Annotated in this window: 12 protein-coding genes; 6 read left to right on the top strand and 6 right to left on the bottom strand. The window is 50.4% G+C overall.

The window, feature by feature from the left end; translation table 11 throughout:
- Positions 1-97 precede the first annotated feature (97 nt).
- Positions 98-796 carry an NUDIX domain-containing protein gene (locus tag Q0577_RS22475; RefSeq protein WP_298740329.1) on the top strand — a complete coding sequence of 233 codons (699 nt, stop codon included), beginning with the start codon at positions 98-100 and terminating at the stop codon, positions 794-796.
- Positions 797-1238: 442 nt separating this feature from the next.
- Complete coding sequence (locus Q0577_RS22470; protein ID WP_298740328.1) at positions 1239-2570, top strand: vanadium-dependent haloperoxidase; 1332 nt, start codon at positions 1239-1241, stop codon at positions 2568-2570.
- A gap of 5 nt (positions 2571-2575) precedes the next feature.
- Here the strand turns inward: Q0577_RS22470 and Q0577_RS22465 are convergent, their stop codons facing one another.
- Positions 2576-5902: a methylmalonyl-CoA mutase family protein gene (locus Q0577_RS22465; RefSeq protein WP_298740327.1), complete on the bottom strand. Its 3327-nt coding sequence runs from the start codon at positions 5900-5902 to the stop codon at positions 2576-2578.
- A 667-nt stretch (positions 5903-6569) separates the two neighbouring features.
- On the opposite strand from Q0577_RS22465, the gene Q0577_RS22460 reads away from it, so the two are divergent.
- Together Q0577_RS22460 and Q0577_RS22455 are read left to right on the top strand one after the other, a co-directional pair.
- Positions 6570-7055: a hypothetical protein gene (locus Q0577_RS22460; protein WP_298740325.1), complete on the top strand. Its 486-nt coding sequence runs from the start codon at positions 6570-6572 to the stop codon at positions 7053-7055.
- Positions 7056-7068: 13 nt separating this feature from the next.
- Positions 7069-7827, top strand: a complete 759-nt coding sequence (locus Q0577_RS22455; protein ID WP_298740324.1) for an SOS response-associated peptidase family protein — start codon at positions 7069-7071, stop codon at positions 7825-7827.
- Here Q0577_RS22455 and Q0577_RS22450 read toward each other — a convergent pair.
- On the bottom strand, positions 7813-9210 hold the full coding sequence (locus tag Q0577_RS22450; RefSeq protein WP_298740322.1) for a serine hydrolase domain-containing protein: 1398 nt from the start codon (positions 9208-9210) through the stop codon (positions 7813-7815). The two genes, Q0577_RS22455 and Q0577_RS22450, sit on opposite strands and share 15 nt — an antisense overlap.
- 205 nt (positions 9211-9415) lie before the next feature.
- Here Q0577_RS22450 and Q0577_RS22445 point away from each other — a divergent pair, with 205 nt between their 5' ends.
- The gene (locus tag Q0577_RS22445; protein WP_298740321.1) at positions 9416-12754 is read left to right on the top strand and encodes a carboxypeptidase regulatory-like domain-containing protein; all 3339 of its coding nucleotides are present in this window, start codon (positions 9416-9418) and stop codon (positions 12752-12754) included.
- Between the two features lie 138 nt (positions 12755-12892).
- On the opposite strand, the gene Q0577_RS22440 is transcribed toward Q0577_RS22445, so the two are convergent.
- Positions 12893-13825, bottom strand: coding sequence for an SPFH domain-containing protein (locus Q0577_RS22440; RefSeq protein ID WP_298740320.1), 933 nt, complete (start codon positions 13823-13825; stop codon positions 12893-12895).
- Between the two features lie 307 nt (positions 13826-14132).
- Complete coding sequence (locus Q0577_RS22435; RefSeq protein ID WP_298740319.1) at positions 14133-14840, bottom strand: LuxR C-terminal-related transcriptional regulator; 708 nt, start codon at positions 14838-14840, stop codon at positions 14133-14135.
- 324 nt (positions 14841-15164) lie between these two features.
- Here Q0577_RS22435 and Q0577_RS22430 point away from each other — a divergent pair, with 324 nt between their 5' ends.
- A complete protein-coding gene (locus tag Q0577_RS22430) occupies positions 15165-15773 on the top strand; it encodes a superoxide dismutase (protein ID WP_298740318.1) in 609 nt (202 codons plus the stop codon).
- A 103-nt stretch (positions 15774-15876) separates the two neighbouring features.
- On the opposite strand, the gene Q0577_RS22425 is transcribed toward Q0577_RS22430, so the two are convergent.
- Positions 15877-16677: a DUF1080 domain-containing protein gene (locus Q0577_RS22425; RefSeq protein WP_298740317.1), complete on the bottom strand. Its 801-nt coding sequence runs from the start codon at positions 16675-16677 to the stop codon at positions 15877-15879.
- A 10-nt stretch (positions 16678-16687) separates the two neighbouring features.
- A complete protein-coding gene (locus Q0577_RS22420) occupies positions 16688-18073 on the bottom strand; it encodes a Gfo/Idh/MocA family oxidoreductase (protein WP_298740315.1) in 1386 nt (461 codons plus the stop codon).
- Positions 18074-18136 lie beyond the last annotated feature (63 nt).

Here is an 18136-nt window from a genome sequence, read left to right as displayed (position 1 = left end):
CGCTGCTGCACTGTATTTACAGAAAATTGTTTAACTTTTTAATGCCATTCTCTGATGTAGTTACCGGGATACCCTGAAAATTCCACGTTTATCTGTTATGCAGACAAAAAACATCAATGCGCATCTCACAGAGATCCAAGACTATTTTAACATGGCCGTTTCGGTAGACTGTGTGATCTTTGGTTTTGATGATGACGAGCTGAAAGTACTGCTGATCAAATCTGACCTCAAAGAGTTCAAAGACAAATGGTCCCTCCTGGGAGATGTGGTGCAACCCGGCGAAGAGCTGGACCAGGCAGCTTACCGCGTACTAAAATCACGCACCGGGCTTGACAAAGTGTACATGGAACAGGTACACACCTTTGGCGGCGTACACCGCCACCCCGCTGGCAGGGTGATCACCGTAGCCTACTACTCCCTGGTGAACATCGAACAGAATATACTGAAGAAACACGGTAATGAACTGCATTGGCACACCCTCAAAAAAGTACAGGACCTGGCCTTTGACCATAAACAGATACTGCAATGCTGCTACGAACGGCTCAAACATAAGGTCATTGAACAACCTGTAGGCTTTAACCTCCTTCCTGAAAAATTCTCCCTCCGCGAACTGCAAAACCTCTACGAAGCTATACTGGATGTGAAACTGGACCGGCGCAACTTCCGCAAAAAATTCCTCTCCATGGACCTGCTGATAGACCTCAACGAAGAAGAGGACGATGTTCCCCACCGCCCTGCCCGTCTCTATCAATTCAATTTTGAGAAGTACGATATGAAAAGGAAAAGGTACTTTTAAAAAAAACTTTTTTTTAACAAAAAATTAAGTTAAGATTGTGTAGCGTTTACACATCTGACGCTGAATTGATTGGACGCCAATTTGAACGATAACCATTATCTGCTGATCGCTTAAACCTTATTTTAGATTCGTTATTATTTCATACCGCTATTCTGAACATTCATTGTTACCTGGTCACCCAATCGGATCTGCTATTAGCATATCGCTGATTTGTATTATCGGGTTTTACTGTAAATGCTCTTATAATTCCACGTCGTGAAAACTAGCGTCTATACGCAATCGCGCCGAAACCTGTTACTTTACTTTCCCCTGTGCTCAGTGCTTTGTACAGGGGAAAGTAGTAACACGCTCTCCCTCTCTCCCTTCCCCTGCAACAATATTATGTAGTAAGCCGTAATAATAATAACTTGGTGTTGTTTCGGAAGAAAACAAGCCGCACGTTATGTTTAAAAAGTATAGTCTATACCTGCTGACGGTACTGCTGTGCATCAGCGCCTGCCGCCAGCCAGCAGCGGATAATGGCCACTCCATAAATGATCCCCTGCTTTATTCCAGGACGGTGAAGCAATTGACGGATGTGATTGTACACGACATTTTCTCTCCACCCGTAGCCAGCCGTATCTATGCTTACGCCACCATTGCCGGCTACGAGGTGATCGCCCACTCAGGCAAGGGATACCACTCCCTGGCAGGTCAGCTGCACGGCCTTACGGCCACGCCCCCTCCCGCAGATACCGCCGCGGTCAATTTTCAGCTGGCATCCCTGATCGCCATGGCCAACACGGGTAAAGCCCTGATCTTTTCCGAAAATGATATGCAGCTGGCAATCGACTCCCTGCAGCTGATTGCCCTGCAATCCGGCCTGAGCGCCGAAAAGGTACAGCAATCTGCCGCCTACGGACAGCAGGTGTCAAAAGCTATCCTGGACTGGGCTAAAGGGGATAATTACGCGCAGACCCGTTCTGCAGTGAAATATACCGTTACCAGTGAAGAAGGCCGCTGGGCTCCCACCCCGCCCGCTTACATGAGCGCCATAGAGCCCCACTGGAATGAAATGCGGCTCATGGTGCTGGACAGCGCCAACGCCTTTACCGCGCCCCGCCCCCCTGCCTTTAACATGAAAGACAGCAGCAGCGGTTTCTATAAAATGGTGAAGGAGATTTACCTCATCGGCAACAACCTGACCCAGGAACAGCGTGAAATAGCCGATTTCTGGGATTGTAACCCCTATAAGGTAAACCTCTCCGGGCACGTATCGTTTGCCACTAAAAAGATCACTCCCGGCGGCCACTGGATCAATATATGCGGTATTGCCGCCCAAAATGCACAGGCAGATTTCAACAAAACCGTTTGCACCTACGCCAAGGTGGCAATAGCCTTAATGGACGCCTTTATCGTTTGCTGGGATGAGAAGTTCCGCAGTAACCTGATCCGCCCGGAAACAGTGATCAATAAATACATGGATGAAGAATGGAAACCTTACCTGCAAACACCACCTTTCCCCGAATATACCAGCGGCCATAGCGTAGCATCTACCGCATGCGCCGCGGTGCTTACCCAGCTGTATGGCAATTCACTGGCATTCAATGACAGCACTGAAATTGAATTTGGCCTGCCACCCAGGCACTTCAGCAGCTTCCTGGCCGCCAGCGAAGAAGCAGCCAAAAGCAGGTTGTATGGCGGTATTCACTTTACCCCCGCCGTAGTGTATGGCATTGATCAGGGAAGGCTGGTGGGAGAAACGGTGGTAAAAAGGCTGAAGATGGAGCCGTAATAAACCTACATACTCCTCCTGTACTGCCCTCCTACCTCATACAACGCATGCGTGATCTGCCCCAGTGAGCAATGCTTCACCGTTTCCATCAATTCCGCAAACAGGTTGCCGTTCTTTACCGCTACCGCCTGCAGTTGCTTCAGGGCCTCCGCGCTCTTATGCGCATGCCTTTGCTGAAACGCCTCCACTGATTTGATCTGGAACTCTTTCTCCGCAGTGGTAGAACGGATCACTTCTGCGGGAATGGTAGTAGGCGAGCCGTTCTTGTTCAGGAAGGTATTCACGCCAACAATAGGATACTGCCCGGCATGTTTCAGGGATTCGTAGTATAAGCTCTCTTCTTGGATCTTGTTGCGCTGGTACATTCTTTCCATGGCGCCCAGCACACCGCCGCGTTCCGTGATGCGGTCAAACTCCATGAGCACGGCTTCTTCTACCAGGTCTGTCAGTTCTTCAATAAAGAAAGATCCCTGGATGGGATTCTCATTCTTAGCGGTACCCAGTTCCTGGTTGATGATCAGCTGGATGGCCATGGCGCGGCGTACACTCTCTTCCGTGGGCGTGGTGATCGCTTCATCATACGCATTTGTGTGCAGCGAGTTACAGTTGTCATAGATGGCATACAATGCCTGAAGCGTGGTGCGAATGTCGTTAAAGTCAATTTCCTGTGCGTGCAGGCTGCGTCCGGAAGTCTGTATATGATATTTCAGTTTTTGCGAGCGGTCGTTTCCTTTGTATTTATACCTGATGGCCTTGGCCCATATACGTCGGGCCACACGGCCAATCACCGCATACTCGGGATCCATGCCGTTACTGAAGAAGAAGGAAAGGTTAGGTGCAAAATCATCAATGTGCATACCGCGGCTCAGGTAGTATTCTACATACGTAAAACCGTTGGCCAGCGTAAAGGCCAGCTGCGTAATAGGATTGGCGCCTGCTTCCGCGATATGATAGCCGGAGATGCTGACAGAATAGAAATTACGTACGGCATGATCAATAAAATAAGCCTGTACATCTCCCATCAGTTTCAGGGCAAATTCTGTAGAGAAGATACAGGTATTCTGTGCCTGGTCTTCTTTCAGGATATCGGCCTGCACGGTGCCCCTTACCGTACTCAGGGCATGCGCCTTTATCTTTTCATACACCTCTTTGTCCAGTACTTCATCGCCGGCTATACCCAGCAGCTGTAAACCCAGGCCGTTATTGCCATTGGGTAAATCGCCGTTGTAATGCGGCAGCGGATGATCTTTGAACTTTTCCCGGATGCGGGCCTCCACCTGTGCGGCGAGCCCGTTCTCCGCAATATATTTTTCACACTGCTGATCGATGGCGGCATTCATGAAGAAGGCCAGTATAATAGGCGCCGGACCGTTGATCGTCATAGACACGGAAGTCTTGGGATCGCAAAGATCAAAGCCGCTGTACAGTTTCTTGGCATCATCCACCGTAGCAATACTCACCCCGGAATTGCCTACTTTACCGTAGATATCGGGGCGGTAAGCCGGATCCTCACCATAGAGCGTAACACTGTCAAAAGCAGTGCTGAGGCGTTTTGCCGGCTGATCCAGCGATACGTAGTGAAAGCGTTTGTTGGTCCTTTCCGGACCGCCTTCCCCTGCAAACATACGGGTAGGATCTTCCCCTTCGCGTTTCAGCGGAAATACGCCCGCTGCATAAGGAAACGCTCCCGGCAGGTTTTCCGTCAGCTGCCAGCGGAGAATATCGCCCCAGTCTTTATACGCAGGTAAACTGATTTTAGGAATGCGGGAATGTGACAGGCTTTCTGCGTACAGGGGCAGTTTGATCACCTTAGCCCTGACCTGGAACTCATAATGATCTGCCTTGTATTGCTGCTGCAGCGCAGGCCACTCCGTGATCAGTTTATAACATTCGGGATGCAGCTGCTGCAGCAGGTGTGTTTTGATGTTATTCAGTTCATCTGCCGCTTTCAGCTCTTTCATGGCCAGTATACCTTCTACCTGGTACAGCTGCGTAGCCAGCGCGCATTGTTCGTTCACCCAGCGGCCATAATCGTGTATGGCTTCCGTGATCTCTGAAAGGTAGCGCACCCGGGCAGGCGGGATGATCTGTGATTTGGTAGTGGTATCATTGGGGCGTTCATGTTTCAGCGGAGCGCCAAAATGAAGGCCTTTCTTCTCTTCTATAACATGTACCAGTTTTTCGAAGAGCTGGTTAATTCCATGATCATTGAACTGGGAAGCAATCGTTCCTACCACCGGCAGGTCTTCGTCTTTAGCCGTCCACAGGTTATGATTGCGTTTGTATTGTTTGCGCACATCATGCAGGGCATCCAGTGCGCCGGCTTTATCAAATTTGTTGATGGCGATCACATCTGCATAATCCAGCATGTTGATTTTTTCCAGCTGGGAAGCCGCGCCATATTCCGGCGTCATTACATACAGCGACACATCGCAGTAATCGGTGATGGCCGTATCGCTCTGCCCTATACCGGAGGTTTCCAGGATGATCAGGTCAAACCCTGCCTGTTTGCAGATATCCACCGCTTCCTGTATATGTTCACTGATGGCCTTATCGCTTTCGCGGGTGGCCAGTGAGCGCATATAGGCCCGGGGATGGTGGATGGCGTTCATCCGAATACGGTCGCCCAGCAGGGCGCCGCCGGTCTTTTTCTTGGAGGGATCTACCGAGATAACGGCAATCGTCTTATCTTCATAGTTGTGCAGGAAACGGCGCACCAGCTCATCTGTCACGCTGCTCTTTCCTGCGCCGCCCGTACCGGTGATACCCAGTACGGCCGTGTTGCCGGGAGCAACCGGCTGCCAGTTTTCCAGCAGGTCATTTTCCGCAATGGTGATGGCCTGTGCGATGATCTTGTATTGCGCGCGGGATAATTCCTGCAGCTGGCCGTTCAGCCTGGCCACGGTCTGGAAATCACATTGCCTGATCACATCTTCGATCATGCCTTCCAGGCCCATATGGCGGCCATCGTCCGGAGAATAGAGGCGGGTAATGCCATAGGCATGCAGCTCTTCTATCTCTGCAGGCAGGATGGTGCCGCCACCGCCACCGAATATTTTGATATGCCCGCAGCCTTTTTCGCGCAGCAGGTCATACATGTACTTAAAGAATTCTACGTGTCCGCCCTGGTAAGAAGTAACGGCTATGCCCTGGGCGTCTTCCTGAATGGCGCAATCCACGATCTCTGCCGCCGAGCGGTTGTGCCCCAGGTGTATCACTTCTGCCCCCTTGGCCTGCATGATTCGCCGCATGATATTAATAGCGGCATCATGGCCGTCAAATAAAGATGCTGCTGTTACGATCCGTATTTTATGTTGAGGTGTATAAGACATATCCGTTTTCTTCCTTTTAGTAAAGCCGTCGGCTGCAAGTTACGAAAATAGGGACTGCTGCCCTTCCGGCATGAAAGCGGGCACAAAATTAGTGGCTGTTAAAGCGGAATCTATCCATATTGGAAAATATTTAACAGCAAAGTGCATTGGTTGATAATCTTCTACATTGATCATTGCTTTAGCGGCTGGCCCTACCCCCTGACAGTCCTTTGGGGTCAGCTATACTACGGATTTTAGTGCATTCCTTCTTGCTGGTAGCGGGTTTCCGCTGCCTTTTCATGTTGTATTGCTGTACAGCAGGGTGTTTGATAGGAGATATTCCCTTGTTGAGCCCTTATTCATCCCTTATTGATACCTTGTTCATCCCTTCTTTATAAAGAAGGAATTATCTACGGAAGCAGGTGGAATGGAGAAAGATTGTAAAAGGAATGTCCTTCTCCCTGCCAAAAGCTCCGTACCGGCTCCTAAAAGGATCGCCCCCGGATCCGACAAGGTCGTTACCCGGGGGCGATATTCCCCTCAGTAGTAAAACAGGCCGGTAGCCCCGGTCAGTTCATACTGCACAAAGGCCGCAGCTTCCGCAAATGCACACAAAAAAGGTACCTGGTAATTTTAAACAGACTAAGACATTTGGCGTAAATTGCCGATAACATTGGTTTACGCACCTATGCACAACCCCTTGAAATTACTTTTTAAAGACGCGCTGGATGAGCTGACCCTGCAGGGCCACCGCTACTATGTTCGCCAGTCTTACCCACGGGGCAGGACCAGCAAGATAAAGGAAGCATTCCTGCTTACGCCCTACCGCGAAGCGGAAGACGCCGACCTTCATATGCAGGCGATCGCGGCGGATCATCGCAGGCAGCGCTACAATATAACTGATCCCCTGGACAGGAACAAGCTGTATATCGCGGCCAGCCAGCCTAACGGCTATCATGTATACCTGAACCACCTGCGGGAGCGCGAATGGCAGCCAGACGCACAGCTGACGGCCTGCATCAAAAAATACATTAACCTGTATACCGGCTGGAAACCGGGCAGGAACACACAGATAGACGTTCGGCTTACATTGCAATTTGGTGAATTGCTTATTAATTTGCAGCATGGAAAAGATACAAGACAGATCTCTCTTAATGAGCTTGAAAAAATTTAATCCCTGACCCCTTATGTGCTATCATCTCTCCTTTTCTTCTGACATCGCATCTATCTATGCCTTACTTCCTGAGCTGGACAGCAGCGCTATGGACATCGATTTTACGGCTACCTATCACATGGTGGGACAGGCCTATCCCAAATGGCCGGTGATCACCAACGAAGGCGGACAACTGAAGCTGAAAAAATTTGAATGGGGCGTTATTGCTCCCTATATGAAGGCGGACAACCTGAAAAAGGAACGCAACTGGATGCTGAACATCCGCAGCGAACGTGTAGTGGGAGACAAAAATTCCTACTGGCACCGTATACGCCAGAACCGCTGCCTGATACCTGCTACGGGCTTTTATGAGTTCAGGGATGTTGGCTGGAAAAAGAAAGTGCCTTACCACATCAGGTTAAGAGAACGTAAGGTGTTCCTCTTGCCGGGGCTTTTCAACTACTCGCATATACCGAATGCCGACGGAGAGCTGACGGGTACTTTTGCGATCCTGATCCGCAGCGGCAATGAAGTAATGCGGCACATTCACAACTCCGGCGATAATCCGCACCGCATGCCGCTGATGCTGCCCCAGGAGCTGGAACGTGAATGGCTGAACCCCGTACTGAACGATCTTGACATGCAACGGATCTTTGATTATGAGATGCCGGCTGAATCACTGGAATACTGGCCGGTAAAATCACTGTACAGAACCGACCCTTATGATGAACAGGTACTGGCGCCCGAAAATTACGAAGGCCTGCCGCCATTGATACCTTTACGGCTGTTTTAGTTTGTTGGGAGTGGCCTCCGCATGTCCTTTCCCAGGGCTCAGTTCCAGCGAGCTTACATGATCCTCTATGCCGGGGAGACTATCCTCCGGCGCCTCATAAGCCTCTTCCCGGCTGTCCGTATTGTTCCAGTTGAAGGGGAACAGTTGTATGTTGAGCTTAAAGATCTCCACCGCTTCTTTCTTTTTGCCTTTGTTCAGCAGTACATAACCCAGGGTGTTCAGGTCATGCTTTGTTAGCTGGTAGCCGGGATCTTTCTGCTTCTTCTCGTTCACAACCGCCATCGCGTTCTCGTAGCCGCGCCGCAACAGCGTACGGCGAAGGTCCCTGATCACCAGCGGATGTTTATAGCCATAGCTCAGCCATTGTGTTGCCCAGGCGGTTTGCCGGCCAAAGAAAAGGTGCAGTATATCGGCCATCATATCAAGACCGTTACGGTCATGGGTAAAGTATACCAGGCTTTCGCGGCTATCCGGGAAAGCCATGAAGAAACATTTATAGTCGCCATTGTCTCCCCAGTGCCAGATGGCCTTTCCCTTTTCGTTCTGCTGGAGGCCAATGCCCAGTCCCCAGTCTATATACGCATCTGCAGGGCTTTCTTTCTCGTCAAAGCGGTTGGCCGCACTGGCCTTCTCCATCATCATGCGGTGAGTGGCGGGTTGCAGTCCTTTACCGCGGAGCAGGGCCTGCAGAAAGATATTGAAATCACGCGCGTTGGTGGTCAGGCTGAAAGCGGCGTTGGCGTTGCGATGCCTGTTCTTATCCACACCGGTCAGCCCTTTGGCGGCCGCCGCATCCATATACCGGTTCCACACGTAGCTGCTGTGCTTCATCCCCAGCGGGGTAAATACTTCCTGCTGCATCACCGTATTCAGGGGCTTACCGGTGACCTGTTCTACCGCACGCTGCAGGAACCAGTATCCCTCTCCTGAATAGGAAAAGCAGCTGTCTGGTTTGAACTGCAGCACGGCGCCGCTGTCTGTTCCCCAGCCGGGCAGACCGCTGGTATGCCGAAGAACCATCCGGGCCGTTATCTTAGCGTAATCCGGGTTGGGCTGGGTAAAGCGCTCGTAAGCGCCGCCCAGGTATCCCAGCAGTGGAGAATCGAGGCTGATAAGGCCCTTGTCATACAGGCGGAGCACTGCGTAGGCAAATACCGTTTTACTCAGGGAGGCCGCTTCGAAAATAGTACCGGAGCTCACCTTATGAGGAGCGCCGTCTTTTTCCAGGCCCATGTTATAAATATGGGAAGTATTGTTGTTGGTATACACCAGTTGGATGCCCGGCACATCTGCTTCCGCGATAATGCGGGCCAGCCGCTGGGTTTGAGTAAAGGCAGGCCGGCAGATGAGCAGCAGCATGAACAGGTAGAGCGTGCTTTTCATAACGAATGCCTGGTGGTTAAGTAGAACAGTCTCTTAATAAAAGACACTTAAAACCTGAAAAAGTTGTGTTTACTTATTATCTTGGTAATGCCTTTGTAATTCCCGTCTCATATCATAATTAATGATTTTATAATAGTATCTGCTATTATTAATTGAAAGCTGTACAGACCTTTACCAAAATCTAAAATAAACTTAAGTCGAGCACATGAAAAAACACTACAACCTTGTAGTAAATATGCTGGTATGCATATTACTGCTCTGCCCTATGCTATCATTTTCACAAGAGACTACAGCCGAGATTGCAGGTATTGTAACCGGCCAGGAAGGCCCCGTACCCGGCGCTTCCGTACTGGCGGTACACCAGCCTTCGGGTACCCGGTATATGACCGTTACCCGTAAGGATGGCCGTTACAACCTGCCTAACCTGAGAGTGGGCGGCCCGTATGTGATCACCGTCAGTTACATTGGTTTCCGGGAAGAAAAACAGGAGCACATTCAGCTCTCCCTGGGGCAGGATTTTAAAGCCGATTTCCAGCTGTCTGCTGCTGCCAGTACGCTGGGAGAGGTGGAAATAAGATCCGCCCGGCAGAACAAAGTGTTCAACAACAGCCGTACCGGCAGCCAGGAGATCATTACCCGTTCGCAGATGGACCGGCTGCCTACCATCAGCCGTTCCATGCAGGATTTTACCCGCCTTACCCCTTCTACAGGCAACAGCTCGGGCAACAACGGCCTGAGTTTTGGCGGCCGCAGCAACCAGTACAATAACGTAACGGTAGACGGCGCCAATTTCAATAATACGTTCGGCCTCTCATCCACCCTTGGCGGACAAACCTCTTCCCAGCCTATCAGCCTGGATGCCATTGAGCAGATACAGGTGAACATCTCTCCGTATGACGTGCGGCAAGGCGGCTTTTCGGGCGCGGGTATCAACAGCGTTACCAAAAGCGGCACCAACGAATTCAAAGGCTCTGTTTACACCTACATCCAGACACCGGGACTGCAGGGCCTGAAAGTAGGCAACACCCAGGTGCCCAAACCTGATTTCAGCTACAACCTGCGTGGTTTTTCTGCAGGCGGACCCATTATCCGGAATAAACTGTTCTTCTTTATCAGCGCCGAACAGGAAAGGATCAAAGCGCCTGCTACCAACCTGGTGGCCAACACACCAGGCGGCGTAGCCGGCGGCAACGTATCTCAGGCAGTGGCCGATACGCTGGATCAGCTGAAACAGTTCCTGATAGATAAATACGGCTACGATCCCGGTGAATACCAGGGCTACAGCTACCGCACCCAGAGCGATAAGATCACTGCCAAGATAGACTGGAACGTGAACGATCACAACACCTTTACGTTCAAATACAGCTACCTGAAGTCTTTCAGGGATATTGCCGCCAGCAACAGCGGGGCCCCTGGCAGCGGCCGTCAGCCCAGCAATACGGGGCTTCCCTTCAGCGGCAGCGGTTACACTATCAACAATAACTTCAACATCTTTATTGCAGAGCTGAACACCCGCTTTGGCAATACAGCCGCCAACAAATTACAGGTAGGTTATTCTGCGCTGCGCGATTACAGGAACAGCCTTTCCGGCGGTAATTTCCCGCTGGTGGACATATTGAACGGACAAGGGTCCAGCTACACCGCTTTTGGCTATGAGCCCTTTACCTACAATAACATGCTGAACACAGATGTATACCAGCTGTCTGATATCTTCACGCTGTATAAAGGTGCGCATGAACTGACCTTCGGCACACAGAACTATTACAAGCGTTTCCTGAACGGCTTTGCACCCAACTACAACGGCATCTACCGTTTCAATTCGCTGGCTGATTTTTATAACAGCGCCAATAACGGCGCAGCCACCACTACCCGTTATGCCTTGCAGTACGCCAGCACCAAAGACGGCGCTTTTCCTTACGGCAGGATCAACATGCTGGAACTGGGCTTTTTTGCACAGGACAAGTGGAGGGTGAACAACAATTTCACCCTGACCTACGGCCTGCGTATAGACCTGCCCGTATTTGGCAACAGCTTTACCCGGAATGATTCACTGACAGCGCTTACCTTCCGCGATGGCCTGCAGGTAGACGTTGGACAGAAACCTAAAACGTCTCCCCTGTTCTCTCCGCGTGTTGGCTTTAACTGGGATGTATGGGGTAACAAAACCACGCAGCTGCGCGGCGGCGTAGGCATATTTGCAGGCGCTCCCCCGGCCGTATGGATCAGCAACCAGGCCAGTAACAATGGCGTGCAGTTTGGCTCTTTTGTAGCGCAAACAGGAACCGGTACGCCTGTGATCCCCTATCCCTTCAACCCCGATCCGAATGCTTACCGTCCTGCAGGCGGACAGCTGTCTACCTCCTATAATATAGCCGTTACCGATAAGGACTTCAAATATCCGCAGGTGCTGAAAGCCAGCCTGGCGGTAGATCAGCAGCTGCCCTATGGCATTATTGCCACCCTGGAAGGTAACTATACCAAAGACATCAACGCGGTGTACTTCCAGAACATTAACCTGCCCAACACCGGTGCCAAACTGGACAGCACACCGGATAACCGTATACGTTACAGCGCATCGCAGATCTATGGTCCCCGTACACCCAATACGCTCAGCCAGCCCAATATCAGTGACGCCATCCTGATGCGTAACTCCGGTAAAGGATATGCTTACTTCATCACCCTGCAGGTGCAGAAAACCACGCAGCATTTTTATGCCAGTGCCGCTTATACCTACAGCAAATCACGCAGCCTGAACGACGGCGGCTCTATTGCCCAGAGCAACTGGCGCGACCGCCCGGTAAGCGGCGATCCCAATGCGGATGTGCTGGGCTTTACTAATTTCTACACCCCTCACCGCATTGTGGCAGCGGCTTCTTACCGCATACCTTATGCAAAGTATTTTGCTACCTCTTTCGGTATTGTGTTTGAAGCCACCAACAACGGCGCTGTTTCCTATACTTATAACGGAGACCTGAACAACGATGGTGCGGGCGGTAACAATGACCTGATTTACATCCCCGCCTCGCAGAACGAGATCAGGCTGGTGCCCGTAGGTTATGGCGACAGGAACTACGATCCTGCCACCAATGCAGATAAGCGCACCCCCACACAGATCTGGAACCAGCTCAATAACTTCATTAACCAGGATAATTACCTCAGTCAGCACAGGGGCCAGTATGCAGAACGTAACGGTGTAACGCTGCCTTTCTACAAACGTGCAGACGTGAACATTACGCAGGACATTTACCTGTATACCGGTAAAGCAAAAACCAAGCATACCCTGCGTATCACTTTCGACATCGTGAACGTAGGCAACCTGCTGAACAGAAGATGGGGCACTTTCAAACTGGCCAACTCCACTTCTTTCCTGAAGTATGAAGGCATGGTACGCGACGCCAACGGTGTTGCCACCAATGTACCTGCATTCTCTTTCCCTTACCTGGATCCGGCCAACCAGATACCTTTAACCAGCTCCTGGAGAGATGATACGTCGGCAAGGTCGAGGTGGCAGGGACAGTTGGGAATACGGTACATCTTTAACTAATAATGAAGAATTAAGCATTGCGAAGAGGTGACTTACATGAAACGGCCCCGGACTATGATCAGTCCGGGGCCGTTTTTATTCCAGGTGTTTAAGTATTATTTGCCTTTTGGAATTTGGTATTTGGAATTTATAGTCCCCCTACTTCTTGGGTTCCATCAGCTTGTGCAGTCCCATCATTTGTTGCATGGTATGGTCCATACCTTCTGAGGAGCCGTCGAGGAAGATGACGTTGCCTTTGCCGTTTTCAGCGAAGTGTTTGATGGCTTCGGTCCACATAGAGAAGAGGATCACAGAGGTATCGAGGTTGGCCTGCTGCATTTCTTTAGCCGCCATGGTCATACCCTTGGCCACTTCTTCACGGAAGAGGGCAACGCCCTGGCCACGTAACTGGGCCGCCTGGCGTTCTGCTTCTGCAGCAATTTTGATAGCGTTACCATCGGCTTCGGCAGCTTTGGTTTTGGTGATCAGGAGGGCCTGACCTTCATTCTCGGCAGCGGCTTTCAGGTTGTTGGAGGCCACTACCTGCGCCATGGATTTCATGATGGCATCGTCAAAGGTGATATCGTTCATCTGGAGGTCAAGCAGGTGGTAGCCCCATCCTTCCAGTGTTTTGTCTATCTGCTCTTTTACGTTCTCGGTGATCTCGCGGCGAAGGCCCAGCACTTCAGACTGGCGTTTGGTGGCTACATAGCCGCGGATGGAACCTTCGATGGTACGGATGAGGGCCTGCATAAAGCTACGCTCGTCCATAAACTTGAAGGCAACGTTCTTTACCGTTTCTTCCTCCTGGTTCCAAACGGCGTACAGCAGCATGGCCTTGAAATACACGTTGGCCTGGTCTACCGTAATGGCCTGGAATTCCAGCTCTACGGAGCGGTTCTGGATAGAGATGCGTTTGAAGATCTTTTCGATCAGGGGGATCTTGAAATTTAACCCTGGATAAAGGCTGCGGTTATACTTTCCGAAGATGGTGGTCACCGCTATTGTTCCTTGCTGTACGGTAACGAAGGAAGAAATCAGCACCCATATTGCCAAAAAGACGAGGGCTGCTGTAAGGATTGTACTCTCCATATGTTGTGGTTGTTTAGGGATTTCAGGAGGTAAATATAACCAAATTCCTTTATGGAGACAGGGAAGGAAGGGAGAAGGGAGGGAGAAGGCAAACAATGGATGAAAGAGAGTGCTAAAAAACAACGAATGAATTGTGCAGTAGCTTTGATATATCTTTACATCCCTTGTTTGAATAATGCTTTTTCCATGGTGATCATAGTATCTGTGGCTCTTAATTAATACGAATTCACTAATTTAATAGACATTATCTAGTGGTGAAATACCCAAGCTTGGGTATTTTTGGGGTCTTTCTCCACATAAGTTTAGTTTAATTAAACCCGATCTTCCGGGCTAATGCGACGAGCTCGGTAGTATTACGCACTTTCAGTTTCAGGCGTATGTTTTTACGGTGTGTTTCTATGGTATAACGGCTAAGGCTCAACTGGCTGGCGATCTCTTTGTTGTTTAGTCCGCGTACCGCCAGTGTGAGCACATCTATTTCACGGGCGGTGAGCTTACTGAGCAGGGCTTCGTTCTGGCGGCGCAGCATATCGCTCATAGCTTCTGCCAACTGGTTATGCGTATCCATGGCCACGGTAAGATCCAGCAGGGCGCAGATCACTTCTTTCACTTCACCGTGATCGCCGCGGGTAAAGGGCACGGCCAGGCCCACCAGCCAGCGCCAATCGTTCTCTCCTTTTCTGCGTACACGGGTTACGCCGCCAAAGATATTTTTGTTATCACGGAAAGACTGCCGGGCGATACCCGTCAGCTCAAAATCGTCCGGATGCAGGATGTGGCGGAAAAACTCCAGTCCGAGGTTATTCATTTCACCGAAAGTAAAGCCGGTGATCTCTTCCATGCGCTGGTTACACCAGCTAACGGTATTCAGTTCTGTGTCTGCCGTATAGAGCATTGCCGGAACCTGGTGAAGAATGTTCTCCAGTTGCCGCAGGCGTTCTGTCAGCAAGTAATTCTCCTTTTGCAGGGTTTCGAGGGAAAAGTTTGGGTTCATACCCGGGTTCTCTAGCGACATACATATCAGTTTTAAACAAACAATAGTGAAATTGGGCTCATCTACCGGTACACATGAACAGACGTGCTCAAAATCTGTTACAACACTTATTCTGTAAATTTAAAATAAAATCCCATATGTGCAAGTTTATTTGTGGATGGGCTGTATACTGTCTGAACTGTCCCGGTGGTGCTTATACCGGGGAAGATCACAGGTATAGCAAGCCCATGCTATGGAACATGGACGATGGACGCCCGGCTCCCCTGTTTGATATTTCCCTTATTAGGCAGTAAATTTGAGACCCGTATTCTTCACATACTATTATTAACAATAAAACATTTAGTTATGGCATTTACACTTCCGAGCTTACCGTATGCTACTGACGCCCTGGAGCCGCATATTGATAAAACCACCATGGAGATCCACCATGGCAAGCACCATCAGGCTTATGTAGATAACCTGAATAAAGCGATCGCAGGCACTGAGCATGAAAATAAATCATTGGAAGAGCTGGTTGCCAACGCTGGTAAAATAAGCCCTGCTGTTAGGAACAACGGTGGCGGTCACTGGAACCACAGCTTTTTCTGGAAAATACTGGGCCCCAATGCAGGCGGCGAACCTACAGGTGCGCTGGGCGATGCAATTAAAAGCGCCTTTGGCTCTTTCGAAGCTTTCCAGGAAAAACTGAACGCTGCAGGCGCTACCCGCTTTGGTTCAGGCTGGGCATGGCTGATCGTGAAAGATGGCAAACTGGAGGTAACTTCTACCCCTAACCAGGACAATCCCCTGATGGACGTTGCTGAAGTAAAAGGCACTCCGATCCTGGGCGTTGACGTTTGGGAACATGCTTATTACCTGAAATACCAGAACCGTCGTCCTGAGTACCTGAAGGCTTTCTGGAATGCCGTGAACTGGGATGAAGTGAGTAAGCATTATGAAGCAGCGGTTAAATAAGCTGTTGGCTGTTAGCTTTTAGCTAATGCAGCGAATAAAGAAGGGGGCTGTTTTGAAAACAGTCCCCTTCGTATTTTCTAGCTAATAGCTAACAGCGCTGTTATTACAATGCCTTGACCTTAACATTCTTAAACCATATCTCGCTGCCGTGGTCCTGGAAGCAGATGTGGCCTTTCTTTTTGGCGGCGTATGCAGGAGCGTCTTTCCACTTACCGGTTTCTTTCAGTTTCTTCCATTCGGGAGCGCCCAGCTCATATTCCGCGGTTTTCTGACCGTTGAGCCAGTGTTCCACATGATTGCCGTTTACGATGATGCGGGTATTGTTCCATTCGCCGATAGGTTTGGCGGCAGCTACCAGCGGGCCGCCCATTGCGTAGTTGGCGCCGGTTTTCTGCCAGTCTTCCAGCTTCTCGGGAAAGTTGTTGTCATCGATCAGCTGGTATTCCGGACCGGTTTTATAAGAGGCGTCCTGGTCTTCGTTCACCATGTACAGGATACCGCTGTTGCCCTGTGGCGCCAGTTTCCAGTCTACGCTCAGTTCAAAGTTCTCGAACTGGTCGTTGGTGATCAGGTCTGCACGTTTATCGCTTTTATCTGTTTTGCTGCCCAGGCAGTGAATGGTGCCGGTGGCGCTGTCTACCGTCCAGCTGTCTGCAGGTTTGTTCCTGAAAGTGCGCCAGCCATCGAGGCTTTTGCCATCAAACAGGAGTTTCCATCCTGCACCTTCTTCTTCGGCAGTGAGCATATTGGCAGCGGCAGTATCTACGGTTGCATTTACGGTAGTATTGTCTGTTGCAGTTGCTGAAGAATCGGCAGCTGTTTCAGTAGTAGTGCCGGAACCACAAGCCATTGCTGTAGTGAGCAGCACGGACATTGCAGGTACGAATAATTTTCTCTTCATCATGGTTTCGTGTTTATTTAAGTTTCAGTTGCTGAGGATCCCATTGAATGATCTTGTTCTGGAAGTAGCTGTCGTTACACAGCAGGGCCGGAGCCGCTGCACGGAAACCGAACAGCGCATCTTCAGACACTTTACCACCGGTACGCATGGCGTTGAACAGGTTGTAGAAGTGATCAAAATGGGCGCCTTTGTAACCTTCTTCTGCAACGTATTCCAGTTTCTCGGGAGGCGTCATCTGCTTCCTGTCGTATACATACGGTTTGCTGCCTTCAGGGCCGCTCTTGGTTTGCAGTAAAGGATCGTCTGTTGCAGCGTATGCCTTGTTACGGTACAGTGTTACCTTATCCCATTCTACGGTCATAGAGCCTTCGCTGCCCACCATACGCAGGTAGTTGGTACCACCGGTGCCGTCTACAAAGTTTACACGCAGGGAGAGGTTGAAAGCGGGATGTACTTCTGTAGCAGGATAATCAAACATACCCAGCATGATATCGGGCACTTCACGGCCGTCTTTCCAGTAACGCAGGCCGCCGGTAGCCATCACCTTATCGGGACCTACAGAACCGGTTACAAAGTGCAGGCTGGAGAACAGGTGCACGAAGAGATCGCCGGATACACCGGTGCCATAATCGCGGTAGTTGCGCCAGCGGAAGAAACGCAGCGGATCAAAGTCACGTTTCTTTGTATTGGAAAGATAGGCGTCCCAGCCTACTGTTTTAGCAGATGCATCTGCAGGGATGGGATACTGCCAGGCGCCGAAGGGAGACATACGGGCCCAGAATCCTTCTGCATAGTTCAACTCACCGATAGCGCCTTCTTTCAGCAGCTGTTTGGCCTTTTCATTACCCAGTGAGCTCATGCCCTGGCTACCTACCTGGTATACCACTTTGGAATTCTTCTTCTGCGCTTCCACTACTGCGGGGCCTTCGCTGATGTCGTGCACCATAGGCTTTTCGCAGTAAACAGATTTGCCTTTGTTCATGGCAGCCACAGAAATGTCTTTATGCCAGAAATCAGGTGTGGCAATGATCACCGCATCAATGTCGCTGCGCTCCAGTATCTCGCGGTAGTCGCGGGTGGTATAAATGTCATTGCCCCATTTCTTCTTTGCATCTGCAAGACGGCCGTCGTACAGATCGCAGGCAGCTAGCAGCTTTACACCCGGAACGGTAATAGCCGTATTGGTATCTGCGGTACCCATACCGCCCGCACCGATCACCGCCAGCTGGATCTGATCATTGGCGCTGTACTTTTCATTTTTGCGCGCTGACAGCAATTCGATCACACTGCGTTGCCTGTCGGCAGCCGTAATGATATTCGGCAACAGGGAGGCGCCTACTACTCCTTTGGCGACCTTGCTGATAAAACCCCTGCGGGAGTTCTGATTAGACTTTGGCATGCTTTTCTAAATTATTATAATTAGCGTTCTGGTTACGTGGTGATTAGATTAAAACATCTAAGC

Source organism: uncultured Chitinophaga sp. (assembly GCF_937898475.1).
Classification (GTDB): Bacteria; Bacteroidota; Bacteroidia; order Chitinophagales; family Chitinophagaceae; genus Chitinophaga.
This window is presented reverse-complemented; position numbering and strand designations above follow the sequence as displayed.

Coding starts and splice junctions, on each gene's coding strand:
- Q0577_RS22450 (WP_298740322.1), bottom strand. CDS start 9,210: ATGAAAAGCACGCTCTACCTGTTCATGCTGCTGCTCATCTGCCGGCCT.
- Q0577_RS22445 (WP_298740321.1), top strand. CDS start 9,416: ATGAAAAAACACTACAACCTTGTAGTAAATATGCTGGTATGCATATTA.
- Q0577_RS22425 (WP_298740317.1), bottom strand. CDS start 16,677: ATGATGAAGAGAAAATTATTCGTACCTGCAATGTCCGTGCTGCTCACT.
- Q0577_RS22455 (WP_298740324.1), top strand. CDS start 7,069: ATGTGCTATCATCTCTCCTTTTCTTCTGACATCGCATCTATCTATGCC.
- Q0577_RS22465 (WP_298740327.1), bottom strand. CDS start 5,902: ATGTCTTATACACCTCAACATAAAATACGGATCGTAACAGCAGCATCT.
- Q0577_RS22440 (WP_298740320.1), bottom strand. CDS start 13,825: ATGGAGAGTACAATCCTTACAGCAGCCCTCGTCTTTTTGGCAATATGG.
- Q0577_RS22470 (WP_298740328.1), top strand. CDS start 1,239: ATGTTTAAAAAGTATAGTCTATACCTGCTGACGGTACTGCTGTGCATC.
- Q0577_RS22435 (WP_298740319.1), bottom strand. CDS start 14,840: ATGTCGCTAGAGAACCCGGGTATGAACCCAAACTTTTCCCTCGAAACC.
- Q0577_RS22475 (WP_298740329.1), top strand. CDS start 98: ATGCAGACAAAAAACATCAATGCGCATCTCACAGAGATCCAAGACTAT.
- Q0577_RS22420 (WP_298740315.1), bottom strand. CDS start 18,073: ATGCCAAAGTCTAATCAGAACTCCCGCAGGGGTTTTATCAGCAAGGTC.
- Q0577_RS22430 (WP_298740318.1), top strand. CDS start 15,165: ATGGCATTTACACTTCCGAGCTTACCGTATGCTACTGACGCCCTGGAG.
- Q0577_RS22460 (WP_298740325.1), top strand. CDS start 6,570: ATGCACAACCCCTTGAAATTACTTTTTAAAGACGCGCTGGATGAGCTG.